General features: G+C 26.6%; 12 protein-coding genes and 1 pseudogene. 6 read left to right on the forward strand and 7 right to left on the reverse strand.

Features of this window, described 5'->3' with window-relative positions; translation table 11 throughout:
- Nucleotides 1–202, reverse strand: a pseudogene (locus BUA77_RS06085) (ISNCY family transposase); the annotation flags it as partial.
- A gap of 165 nt (nucleotides 203–367) precedes the next feature.
- On the opposite strand from BUA77_RS06085, the gene BUA77_RS06090 reads away from it, so the two are divergent.
- The 3 genes from BUA77_RS06090 to BUA77_RS06100 are packed head-to-tail and all read left to right on the forward strand — an operon-like array spanning nucleotide 368 to nucleotide 1,360.
- A complete protein-coding gene (locus BUA77_RS06090; protein ID WP_084605556.1) occupies nucleotides 368–508 on the forward strand; it encodes a spore coat associated protein CotJA in 141 nt (46 codons plus the stop codon).
- A 2-nt stretch (nucleotides 509–510) separates the two neighbouring features.
- Complete coding sequence (locus BUA77_RS06095) at nucleotides 511–768, forward strand: spore coat protein CotJB (protein ID WP_200773933.1); 258 nt, start codon at nucleotides 511–513, stop codon at nucleotides 766–768.
- A 19-nt stretch (nucleotides 769–787) separates the two neighbouring features.
- A complete protein-coding gene (locus tag BUA77_RS06100; RefSeq protein ID WP_072888318.1) occupies nucleotides 788–1,360 on the forward strand; it encodes a manganese catalase family protein in 573 nt (190 codons plus the stop codon).
- A 50-nt stretch (nucleotides 1,361–1,410) separates the two neighbouring features.
- On the opposite strand, the gene BUA77_RS06105 is transcribed toward BUA77_RS06100, so the two are convergent.
- Entirely contained in the window at nucleotides 1,411–2,988 is a 1,578-nt protein-coding gene (locus BUA77_RS06105; RefSeq protein WP_143151309.1) for an S-layer homology domain-containing protein, read from the reverse strand.
- Between the two features lie 236 nt (nucleotides 2,989–3,224).
- On the opposite strand from BUA77_RS06105, the gene BUA77_RS06110 reads away from it, so the two are divergent.
- On the forward strand, nucleotides 3,225–3,620 hold the full coding sequence (locus BUA77_RS06110; RefSeq protein ID WP_072888320.1) for a hypothetical protein: 396 nt from the start codon (nucleotides 3,225–3,227) through the stop codon (nucleotides 3,618–3,620).
- Nucleotides 3,621–3,680: 60 nt separating this feature from the next.
- On the opposite strand, the gene BUA77_RS06115 is transcribed toward BUA77_RS06110, so the two are convergent.
- From BUA77_RS06115 to BUA77_RS06125, 3 genes are all read right to left on the reverse strand, one after another.
- Nucleotides 3,681–4,949 carry a bifunctional lysylphosphatidylglycerol flippase/synthetase MprF gene (locus BUA77_RS06115; RefSeq protein ID WP_084605558.1) on the reverse strand — a complete coding sequence of 423 codons (1,269 nt, stop codon included), beginning with the start codon at nucleotides 4,947–4,949 and terminating at the stop codon, nucleotides 3,681–3,683.
- 205 nt (nucleotides 4,950–5,154) lie between these two features.
- A complete protein-coding gene (locus BUA77_RS06120) occupies nucleotides 5,155–6,894 on the reverse strand; it encodes an NADH-dependent [FeFe] hydrogenase, group A6 (protein ID WP_072888322.1) in 1,740 nt (579 codons plus the stop codon).
- A 293-nt stretch (nucleotides 6,895–7,187) separates the two neighbouring features.
- On the reverse strand, nucleotides 7,188–8,114 hold the full coding sequence (locus tag BUA77_RS06125) for a hypothetical protein (protein ID WP_072888323.1): 927 nt from the start codon (nucleotides 8,112–8,114) through the stop codon (nucleotides 7,188–7,190).
- Nucleotides 8,115–8,415: 301 nt separating this feature from the next.
- Here BUA77_RS06125 and BUA77_RS06130 point away from each other — a divergent pair, with 301 nt between their 5' ends.
- Both BUA77_RS06130 and BUA77_RS06135 read left to right on the forward strand, forming a co-directional pair.
- Nucleotides 8,416–9,111 (forward strand): response regulator transcription factor, encoded by a 696-nt coding sequence (locus BUA77_RS06130; protein ID WP_072888324.1) that lies wholly within the window; start codon nucleotides 8,416–8,418, stop codon nucleotides 9,109–9,111.
- Nucleotides 9,104–10,519, forward strand: coding sequence for a sensor histidine kinase (locus BUA77_RS06135; RefSeq protein ID WP_072888325.1), 1,416 nt, complete (start codon nucleotides 9,104–9,106; stop codon nucleotides 10,517–10,519). The genes BUA77_RS06130 and BUA77_RS06135 overlap by 8 nt, the downstream gene beginning before the upstream one ends.
- 12 nt (nucleotides 10,520–10,531) lie before the next feature.
- Here BUA77_RS06135 and BUA77_RS06140 read toward each other — a convergent pair whose 3' ends face one another.
- Both BUA77_RS06140 and BUA77_RS06145 read right to left on the reverse strand, forming a co-directional pair.
- Complete coding sequence (locus tag BUA77_RS06140; RefSeq protein ID WP_072888326.1) at nucleotides 10,532–10,894, reverse strand: hypothetical protein; 363 nt, start codon at nucleotides 10,892–10,894, stop codon at nucleotides 10,532–10,534.
- Between the two features lie 176 nt (nucleotides 10,895–11,070).
- Entirely contained in the window at nucleotides 11,071–12,360 is a 1,290-nt protein-coding gene (locus tag BUA77_RS06145) for a YeeE/YedE family protein (protein ID WP_072888327.1), read from the reverse strand.
- Nucleotides 12,361–12,389 lie beyond the last annotated feature (29 nt).

The following is a 12,389-nucleotide window of genomic DNA, read 5'->3' on the forward strand; positions in this document are numbered from 1 at the left end:
CATTAATCATAGATTCAAGAGAAAAATTTCTTTTACGTCCAAAATTAGAATAATATTTTTGATAAAAAGAAAGTGGGATGAAATCACTAATATCAAAAAAATGATTTAACATAGAAAGTAAATTGTATTGATTTTGATTAAAAAACTTTTCAAAATCAGAAGAAATATTAGAAAAGTTTAATTGTTTAGCTTGAACTGGCATAAGTTTTTCCTCCTTTTTTCATTTTGAGTTATACACATCTAGTTAATGTATATATACCCAAAATGGGGGAAACTTAGCCATTTCTATAAATTTAAATGTAGTATTTATGCGAGTTGTAGAGTTCTGCAACGAGCTAATTAAGGGAAAATAAAGGAGGTAGTAGATATGAAATTAGCAAGACCCTATATATTAAATCAAAGATATATTTGTATTTTTCCGCTAAATGAAGGCTTTAAAAAAGGAACTATTTTTCCTGAACTATATAAACCTTATAAAAATAAAAGCAAAAAAGATAGGGGGAAATAATAATGGAAAATATGGATCGCGAAGAATTACTAAGAAAAATACAAGAAGTTGAGTTTGCTTGTATTGATTTTAATTTATATCTAGATACTCATCCAAATGATGAAAAAGCTTTAAGAGACTATAATACCCTTGCAAATGAAGCTATGAAACTTAGAAAAATTTATGAAATTAATTATGGACCACTTACTAATTTTGGATTTTCTTTAACTCAATATCCATTTGCATGGTTAAATGAGCCATGGCCATGGGAAGGTAAGTAATAAATAAGGAGGATAAATTATGTGGATTTATGAAAAAAAATTAGAATATCCAGTTAATATTAAATGTAAAGATATAAGAATGGCAAAATATATCATAACTCAATTAGGAGGACCAGATGGAGAATTAAGTGCTGCTATGACATATCTAAATCAAAGATATACAATGCCAACAAGTAAAGCAAAAGCTCTTCTTACAGACATAGGTACAGAAGAACTTGCTCATGCAGAAATGATTTCAGCCATGGTTTATCAGTTATTAAAAGGTGCAACTCCAGAAGAATTAAAATCAGCAGGTCTTGGATCTCAATATACTCAACATGATAATGCAGTATTCCCTTCAGATGCAAATGGAGTGCCATGGACTGCAGCATATATAGGTATTCTTGGAGATCCCATTACAGACCTTCATAACGACTTAGCAGCTGAACAAAAGGCTAGAGCAACATATGAACACCTTATTAATTTAACAGATAATCCAGATATAAAGGATGCTCTTAGATTTTTACGTGAAAGAGAAGTTGTTCACTATCAAAGATTTGGAGAAGCTTTAATGGATGTTTATGATTATAAAGACTCTAAAAAAATTTATTAGTATGTATGTTTAGTTAAAAGAGTCCTATGTTGTTACAACATAGGACTCTTTTAGTTTATTATATCTATATTATATTCTGAAATTCTATCCATTAAGGTAGCCATCTGAGCTCTATTCACTTCTCTTTTAGGATAAAAATTACCATCATCATATCCTTTAAAAATTCCCTGTTTATTCATAGCTAATATATATTCATATGACCAATCATCAGAAGAAATATCTTTAAATGAATCTATTTCATTATAATCAATCTTTTCATTTTTTATTATTCTATAAAGCATAGCAGCCATTTCCTCTCTTGTAAGAGAATCCTCTGGATAAAACATATTATTTCCTTTTCCATTTATTATGTTGTGTTTTCTAGCAATTTCAATTTCTTTAGAAGCCCAATGATTATATGAAACATCTTCAAATGAGTATGATGTTATATTTTCATTCTCAAGACCTAAAATACGAACTAATATTACAGCAGCCTGAGCTCTTGTTAATTCACTATTTGGAGAGAAATACATATCAGAAGTACCTTTCATCCAACCATTTTCAATCATAGATAATATAGAGTCTAACGCCCAATTATCATAAATATCTAAAAAGTAATAACCATCTAACCATAAACTATAATAATCCCAAAAATCTTCTTTTTCTTGACCTAAGCTCCAACTTCCACTACCTTTTAAGTTATACTTTTCAACTAACTTTAATTTTTCTATAATAGATTGTTCATTTTCATACCAATATATATAAATTCCATCTGGTTTATAGACTGTAGCCATAGGAGATTTACTTATATCATCAAATACAATATTAGAAGGATATCTTTTAATAATACTATCTATCTTTTCAAGACTTGCTCCGTAACCTCCTATTTCTTCTCCTACCTTCCAATAGCGTCCATAAAAAGGAAGTCCTAATACAATTTTTTTAGAATCAACATATTTTAAAGCATATCTTATAGATTCCTCTACAAATGAAATGCTCGCAACAGGACCTTTAGGCCCTCCCATATAACTTTCATCATAAGCCATTATAAATAAATAATCACTATATTTTGCCAAATTTTTATAATCATAAGATGCCTGCCATCCTTTAATCCATCCATTTGGATTAGCAGCAACTGCCACAGAAAGTTCTTTATCTAAAGGAATACTTTTCCTTAAAAGTTTTACAAATTCTGTATAGTCGTCTTTATCTACATCTGTTACATTTTCTATATCTACATTAACACCATCTAAATTATATTTTTTAACTGCCTGTACAATTTCCTTTACTAAATTTTCTTTATTATTAAGAGCAGTTCTTCCAAGCTCTCTATCCCAGTGATTACTTAAAAAAGGAACTACTTTTATGTTTTTTTTATGCATCTCATTTATAAAGTCAATATCTATTTTTTTTGTAAGCTTTAAGCTTCCGTCTTCATTTATATCAAAATAGCTTGGATAAACTATGTCTACTGAATCATTTGTATCATCTACAAGTTGCACATACTTACTCTTATCACTAAAATATATATATGATGTATTTATTTTTTGAGCTTGTACAACAGATTGATTACTTAGTAAAAATAAAGATACAAAAATACATATGTTAATTCTTATTAATTTATCCATAATTTTACTTTTCAACTTCAAACCTATCCCCCCTTTATTTTTTGTTTCAATTAAATAATATACTCTTAAGCTGTATGTATTCAAGAAGTAAATGTTGTAAATCAATAAAAAGGAAAAAAGGAAATATATTCTGATGTGATTAATATTTTTTTGCAAATTTATATTTAATATGCAATTTTTAGTTGGAAGAGTTTATGAAGTATTATAATTCTCAAATATGAAAAAATAATATTACATTAAATAAAGGAGGTTTTATAATGAAACAAATAGAAAAAGATCATAATGTAAATACAAATAAAAGTGAAAATTTAGGTGCAGAAAATGCTCGTAGAATAGATGAACTTATAGATGTAGTTGAAAAGCATACAAGAACAGAGCGTCATCTTGAACAGCATTCTGACATTGCTTCTCCTGAACAAATCGAACATGCTAAAAAAATACAAGAAGACAGAGAAGATCGAATGGAAAATTTAAAAAATATAATAGCCTATGGAAAACATTCAAATGATAATGAACTTAAAAATTTAGAAAAAAATTATCATTACACTCAAGGTTATTTAGAACATAATCAAGATCACATGAATCAAGAAGATGTAGAAAAAGCAGTTGAAAAACAAGAACATAGAAAAGATCAAATGAAATTTTTAAAATAAGAAACAAATCCCCTATATTTGGGGGATTTGTTTCATTTTTAGTTTCATGATAAACGAATATTAACTTTTATTATATATTAATCTTATTTGACTTATTAAAAAGCCCTTTAATCCACTAGGATTTTTTACTTTTATTATAGAATAGGCTATTTTAGGAGTAAAAATTCTAGGATAGTATGCTAAAAACCTAGATTCCCACATTGTTGGTCCATACTTTTTTTTATATTGATGAAGACTCTTAAATCCATAAAAATGATTAACATTTTTATAAATAAATTCTAGTACTAATGAAATTATTTGCATTTTTTGTTTATTTCCTCTTACATTAGCAAGAGGTGCAACTCCTAAGCTCCCCCACCTAACTCCTTCATTTTTCATTTCATTAAAAGCATTAATCACAATTTTTTCCATTACTCCTATTGGAGCATCTTTTCTTCTTCTAGTAACATCTGCATAATATCCTTTTCCCCCTAAAAATGGTACAAAAACAACAAATCCTAGTATTTTTTTATTTGAATCAACTGCTATGAAATATCTTCTATCCATAGGATTATCTAGACTAATACTTCCTAACATAAATGATAGCTCTCCACTTTTTTTAAAAGAAAGCCATTCATTTGAAACTTCTAGTATTTCTCTTTCTATATTAACATCTTTATTTTCTAAAGGTTTATACTCAAACACTTCAATTCCTAATCTATTAGCATTGTTAATTGCCTGTCTTATTTTTGCAGCTTTTTTTCCGGATGTAGTATATGTTTGTAAATCAAACATAGCTTCTTCTCCATATTTAATAAATCCAAACCCCAGCTTATTAAATTCATTCATAAATTTTTCACTTATTTGACAAAAGCAAATGCGAAGTTCATTTTCTTTGCAATAGGAAATGAACTCAGACAAAAGCTGAAAAGCATCCTTTTCATCACATATTGGATCTCCTGCACAAACGACAACCCCTGAACTTACAACATAAGCAACTGCACCATCTACATTTTTAGAAAAAAAGTATTTTTTGTCTTTTTCTAAAGCTAAATATGATATTGAATTATATCCATATTTTTTTAAATATTCTCTTACTTTAGTTCTATCTTTACTTGTTACAGTTTGCTCTATAAAAGGCTTTTTTTTATAACACGTATTACATAAAAAAACTAGAATAAATCCTATTAAAATACATAAATTCTTATGAATTAAAATTGACTGAGAGTATAAAATCTTAAGTCTTTGCGGTAATGCTAATACAATATGATATATTAATAATATTGCTATTAGAAAACTAAAATTCCTAATAAAAAATTTTTTTAATTTAGTTAAAGTAAAACTATTCATGTAATACATCTCCATTCTAAATTCAATTATAATACACTATATTATACATAATAGCCACTTTAAAATTTTATATTATTATAGCTATGTTTTCAATATAATTCATAACTCTTAATTTATACTTAATTGAATCTTAAAGTTTTCTTAAATTTTCTATTTTAACCTATTTTACAACTAAAAAAGAAGGATTTCTCCTTCTTTTTTATTACTAAGCCATGGCTTTATCAGTTTTTTTACTCCTATCTAGATAATGAGTATGTAGAAGCTTATGAGCTAGATGCCCTCCTGGCTCACCTAAATACTTATCATATAGCTCTTTTACTTCTGGGTTTTCAAAAGATCTTCTAATTTCATTATTTTTATCAGAATTATATAATCCTTCTTTTCTCAATTCCTTAATTTCTATATTATCTGGAATTGGAGCTCCTCCTCCAGCAAGACACCCTCCTGGACATCCCATTACTTCTATAAAGTGATAATTAGCTTCACCTTTTACTACCTTATCTAATAGTTTTTTTGCATTTAATGCCCCATTTACTACAGCAACCTTTACATTTGTTCCATTTATTTCAACCTCAGCTTCTTTAATCCCCTCTAATCCTCTAACTACTTTATAGTCTATATCATTCATTTCTCCATTAGTTAAAACATATGATACTGTTCTTAAAGCAGCCTCCATAACTCCACCAGATGTTGCAAATATTCTAGCGGCACCTGTTCCTTTTCCTAAAAATTTATCAAAATCCTCATCTTCAATATCTAAAAAAGGAATATTTTTTAGTTTAATCATTTTAGCAAGCTCTCTTGTAGTAAGCACTATGTCCACATCTTTTATCCCATTTATTTGCATTTCAGGTCTATTTGCTTCAAATTTTTTAGCAGTACAAGGCATTATAGAAATACTTACTATATCTTTAGGATCTATTCCTGATTTTTTAGCATAATAAGATTTAGAAAGTGCTCCAAACATTTGTTGAGGTGATTTACAAGAAGATACATTATTTAGAAGCTGCGGATAATTATGTTCAACAAACTTTATCCAACCTGGTGAACAAGAAGTAAGTAAAGGTAAATTTTTACCTTCTTTAAGTCGATTTATAAATTCAGTTCCTTCTTCCATGATAGTAACATCTGCTGAAAAGTCTGTATTAAATACCTTATTAGCTCCAAGCTTTCTAAGAGATGCTACTACTTTTCCTGTAACATCAGTTCCAGGTTTTAGTCCAAATTCTTCTCCTAATGTATTTTTAACAGCAGGAGCCATTTGAACAACAACATGCTTATCATTATCTAGTAAAGCTTTTAAAGCCTCTTGTATTTGTGTTTTTTCATATAAAGCTCCAACTGGGCATACTTTTATACATTGTCCACAGTTTATACATTCTGTTTCTTTTAAAGGTTTATTATCTACTGTATTAACTAAATCCCTTTCATTATTAAATTCATATATTCCTATCCCTTGAATATCTCTACATACTGATATACATCTTCCGCATAATATACATTTATTCATATCTCTTACAATTGAATCCCCTGAATCATCTATTAAATCCATTCTTATTTTTCCATCAAAGGGAACTTCATCTCTATTTACATCCATAATATAGCATAAATTTTGAAGCTCGCAATCTCCTGATGCTTTTTCACAAGTTAAACAGTCATTTGGATGATTAGATAAAATGTCTTTAAGTATAGATTTTCTTTTATTATTTATTTCGTCAGTATTAGTTTTTACTATCATATTTTCTTCAACTAAAGTTGAACATGATTGAACAAAATCATCTTTTCCCTCTACTTTTACACAGCATATATTACAATTTCCATCTACTTTCAATTCTGGATGATGGCAAAGAGTTGGAATGTTTATATTAAGCTTTTTACAAGCATCCAGTATAGTAGACTTTTCATGCACAGAAATTTTTTTTCCGTCTATAGTTAAATTAACCATTTCATAGCCCCCTTTTATAAATACCCCTTATTATCTAAATTATTATTTTTTTAACAATTATACTTACTATTATACTTTATCTTCTTACTATTTTTGAATAATAAATTCTTCTTTATGTATATTTATTCCTAACTAATAATTATATTCTTGTATTTTTCTCATTTTTGTATGTATATATATGTATTATTTCTATAAAAACTTTGTTTTCCCTTCGACAAAACTTCTTTTTTATTTATATTTTTATATTTAATTAAAAAAAGCCTTCCTTTAAGAAAATTTAAAGGAGGACCTTCTTATATTTTTTCTTTTAAATTTTCTAATATAAAAGATTTATATTTCTTGACTTCATTAGTTAATTTATAATTATTTTTATCTAATACTTTTAAATAATCCTTTATGATTTTTCCTAATTCACTTTCTTCATAATCTAAGCCTAAGTAACTCTTTTTAACTTCATTTCTTAATTTTTTATCTATATAATTAAAAGTTGGACTATTATATGTTCCATTTATATAAATTTCTACATAATAAAGATATAAAGCTTTTATTTCATTAATTTTTTGAGAGTTTGAGTGCTTATTCATAATTTTTTCACTTTCTACAGCTCTTTTATATAGTTCATCCCATGATATATTAATTCTTTTATTTGATACTGAAATTTCATTACACTCTTTAGCCATTAAATATATATAATCTTTAATATCATCAGTTACATACTTACTATATTGTTTATAAATCTCATAATCTATTATAGGGTAATAAGCACCTTCTTTCATTACAACTTTATATCCCTTACCTCTTACTTTTTTTATAAAATTTTTTACGTATTCATCTTCAATATCTTCCATATTATCTATAGTAAAATCGTATCTGAATTGAGCTATTAATTTTTCTTGAATATCGCCTTCAAAAAAATCATAAATACAGTTTTTAATATTATTATTTTGAATTTTTTCTATACCTAAAACAAAATCAGATGCATTTATTTTAGATACATTATTAATATTTTTATTTACAAATTCTATTATTTCTTTTTCACTTACATTTTTTTCTATTAGCCTTTGAAAATTATTTACTATTCTATTTTCTCTTTTTTGAGGTATAGATATAACTTTTTTACTTGTTTTATCTTTATATGTATTTACGGCTTCTTCTTTTATACATCCTGTAGACAATAAAGTTAAGCATGATATAATCATAAATATTATTCCTTTTCTCATTGTTTACCCCCAAAGCTGTTATTATATAAAATACCTTCTTATTAAATTAGACTTAATTGTATTCAAAAATGTTCCAATTAAATGATTTTATTATCTAATTTTTTAATATGTTTTATTATTATAGTTCCACATGAAAAAAATTATATTTATATAATCTTCAAAGCAAATTCTACCAATAATATTTAGTATTTTCTTTTATTTTACATATATTTACTTAAAATATCCTTAACTAATTCTTAAATTTATCTTAAATATGTATTATAATTATGTATTAATAGTTGTTTTTGGAAGGAGAATTATTATGAATATAAATATTTTAATTGCAGAAGATGAAGAGGATATAAGAAATCTTCTAGTCCTTCATTTATCTAAAGAAGGTTATAATGTTTTTGAAGCATCTAATGGAATTGAAGCCCTGGAAATTTTCTACAAGGAAGATATTGACCTACTTCTTCTTGATGTTATGATGCCTAAAATTGATGGATTTAAGGTATTAACAAAAATTAGAAAAACCAGTCAAATCCCAGTAATATTTTTAACTGCAAGGTCTGAAGAATGTGATAAAGTCCTAGGTCTAGGGCTTGGTGCTGATGATTATGTTGTAAAGCCATTTAGTATTATGGAGATAGTTTCAAGAGTTCAAGCTCACCTTAGGCGCTATATAAATTATTCTTCAAAGGAATTAAAAAGAGTAATGACTAATGGAAATTTAACTCTTGATTTAAATAATTATGTTCTTAAAAAGAATGATGAAATTTTAGATTTAAATCCAAAAGAATTTAAAATTATTTCTGTTTTTATGGAAAATATAGGTATGGTTTACACAAAAAAACAATTGTACGAGCTTGTTTGGGAAGATATCTACTGTGGTGATGATAATACTATAATGGTTCATATAAGTCATATAAGGGAAAAAATAGAAGATGATCCAAAAAAACCAAAATACCTAAAAACAATTAGAGGAATAGGATATAGGATGGAAAGATGCCATGGGTAAACTTAAATTTAATATTTCTACTCAGTTTTTTATAAACTATTTAATTTTATTTATATTATTAATAATTATTCTTATTCTAAGCTTTATTGCTAGCATTTTTTATATAGAAAAAAATTATCCACTTCCTCAAGATGATATAAATATGGCTAGATTATATAAAAATATACATAAGTATGGAATAAAAAGAGCATGTAAAATAGAAAATATATCTTCTGATTCATATGTAGAATTAGTAGATGAAAATTTAAAAGTGATTTCTCAATATAACAGTAATCATGAGATAGGTTATACTTATCTTCAAAAAGACTTCAATAAACTTCTAATAGATAGCTATAATATGAAAGAATTTGATTATACAAATGAAAAATCAAAAAAATATTCTTCTGACTTTAATTTTTATTATTCAAATGATACTAGCAATATTTTATTAGTTTCAATTCCAAATGAAAATAAGTTCCCACTTAAAAATTTCTTTGCCTTTACATTGAGTTTTTTTATAGTTAGTCTTTTTATTGTAATATTGCTTTATGCTAAAATAACATCTAATAGTATAGTTCGTCCTATAAGAAAACTAGTAAGAGGTGTTAATAAAATAAGTAACGGAGATTATGATATAAAAATAAATTTTAAATCAAAAAATGAATTTGGTCATCTAAGAGATGCAATAAATCAAATGGCTCAAAAAATTCAAAAAGAAATAAATCTTAGAGAAAAATCAGAACAAAATAGAAAAAGATTAATTCTTGATATATCTCATGATTTAAAAACACCTCTTACAAATATTATTGGATATTCTGAAACTCTTCATCAAAGTAAAAATTTAGAAGATGATATAAGGAACAAATATTTAGATATAATAATTTCAAATAGCAAACGAGCAAATAATTTAATACAAGATTTATTTGCTTTATCTAAAATAGAAAGTGATGACAATAAAATAGAGCTTAAAGACTATGATTTATGTGAATTTATAAGAAGAATACTTGTAAATTATATTTTAGAATTTGAAGAAAATGAAATGTCTTATGAATTTGATATTCCTGAAGAAGAAATAATATGTAAAATAAACCCTAAGTATCTAGAAAGAGCATTAAGTAATATTATAATAAATAGCATTAAATATAGTGGAAAAAATTCAACATTAAAATTAAAAATTAGAAGACTATATGATACTTCCTTAATAACAATAGAAGATAATGGAGTAGGTATAAATAGTAATTCTCTAAAAGATATATTTGAACCATTTGTTAGAGGTGATATTTCTAGAAATTCAAAAACTGGAGGAACAGGGCTTGGCCTTGCTATAACTAAAGCAATAATAGAAAAACATGGAGGAACTATATCTTTAGATGATTATCATGAAAAAGGATGTAGGTTTATAATTTCCATTCCACTAAAGCAAGAATAGGGCTTTTAAGCTCTATTCTTCATATTCTAATGCCCATACAGGAATAGTTATTATTAATGTTATAATCATGCTTATCATTCCTTTTGTTAAAACATTTATTGAAAAATTGTTTAATAATTCAAATAATGTGGCTATACCTATGGAAATTACAAATCCACATACTCCCCATGTCTTGAAATTCCATATAGCTATAACAAATATAATTCCAAGCACTCCTATTACTATATAAAAAATAGCAGCTATATTTTTTAGTGCTCCATTTGAAATTTGTTTTTCAAATATTTTACTTGAAAATATCAAAAGTATATTACCTATCATAACTAATATAAGATACATAGTTAATCCTATTCCTCTTTTTCTTTCTTGGGTTTTCATAAGGGTCCTCCAAAGTTTAAATTATTATATTTTTAATATAATCTATAACCCTTAAGTAAAACTTAACTTCTTCTTAAATTTTTCTTAAATATGAAAAAATAAAAGACCTGTAAAACAATTTCTACAGGTCTTTCTATACTCTCTATAACATTAATATCAACCTTAGCTTTTATAAACTAATTTGTTTCACTTGATTGTATTTTACAACTATCCTTTGCCATTAACTTTTTATAAACTATATTACCTATTATTCCTCCTGCAACTAAAAATACAAGGAATATCCAGCCAGATAATGAGAAGTTAGCAATTGGTGTATAAAGTGCTCCTACATTACAACCATTTGAAAATCTTGTTCCAAGTCCCATTGTAATACCACCTATAGCATATATTAATATTTCTTTTAAGCTAATAGATAGTCCTTCTTTGAATGTTTTTGTAAGGTTTCCAGCTAAAAGTAATGCAATAACTGTTCCTAATATAATACCAATGTTTTGTACATTGATTGGATGTTTGAAAAATGGCATTGTAAATATTTCTACTGGTTTGTGTGAGAAAGCTGCTACACTTTCAGGAGAAACTCCAAATAATATAAGTAATTTACCAAACCAGAATCCATAAGGCGTAGATGCTCCCCATCCTGCCTTAGTTACACCCATTAAAAGTATAGATATGCTTCCAATTACAACTGCACCCATACCAAGTGTCCATGGTCTTACAAATAATTTTTCATAAGTATTATTGCTAAATAATTTAAAAGATTCTTTGTCTTCATAAATTTTCTCTTGAGCAAATTCTGTATCTACTCCTGTGTACGTATTTTGTGCTTTTCTTTTATCTTCATATACTTTACAAATCCAAACTACTATCATTGCAAAAACAATAGTTAAAATACTTGCACCTAAATATCCACCTAATCCGTCACCTTTAAATAAATCTGGTAAAAATACCCCATTTGAGAATGTTTCAGTTGATACAATTGTATCAGTAATCCAAGGAGCAGAACTTTGAAGTGGGAATCCTAAATATACCCCCATTCCAAAGAATATAAGTGTTATACCAGCACGTGGTAGACCTGTTACTACATCTGTAAGAACTCCTGATGCACAACAACTAGAAAATGCCATACCAAATCCAAATAATATACCCCCTAGTACAAGTCCTAAGTTAATAGGATTAACCCATAAATCATATTGAGTTGGATCTTGACCTATAAAAAAGCAAGTGTTTACTATTGCTGTTCCAACAAACATAACCATTAATGCTCTCATTAATTTTGTAGAACCCGTTCTGTACGCTCTATTCACACTACCTGCAAATCCAAAATAAGATCTTGTAAGCGCATATCCTAGCCCTAATCCTACAATTAGTCTAAAGAATAACATCGGACTGCTAAGCCCTAATTTTCCTAATGCTAAAATCGCAATAAGTAATATAAGTCCAATAATATATTCAACATTTTTTTTCACAAATACTACCTCCATAATGTTTTTATAAT

The sequence above is a fragment of the Tepidibacter formicigenes DSM 15518 genome (assembly GCF_900142235.1).
In the GTDB taxonomy this organism is placed as follows: domain Bacteria; phylum Bacillota; class Clostridia; order Peptostreptococcales; family Peptostreptococcaceae; genus Tepidibacter; species Tepidibacter formicigenes.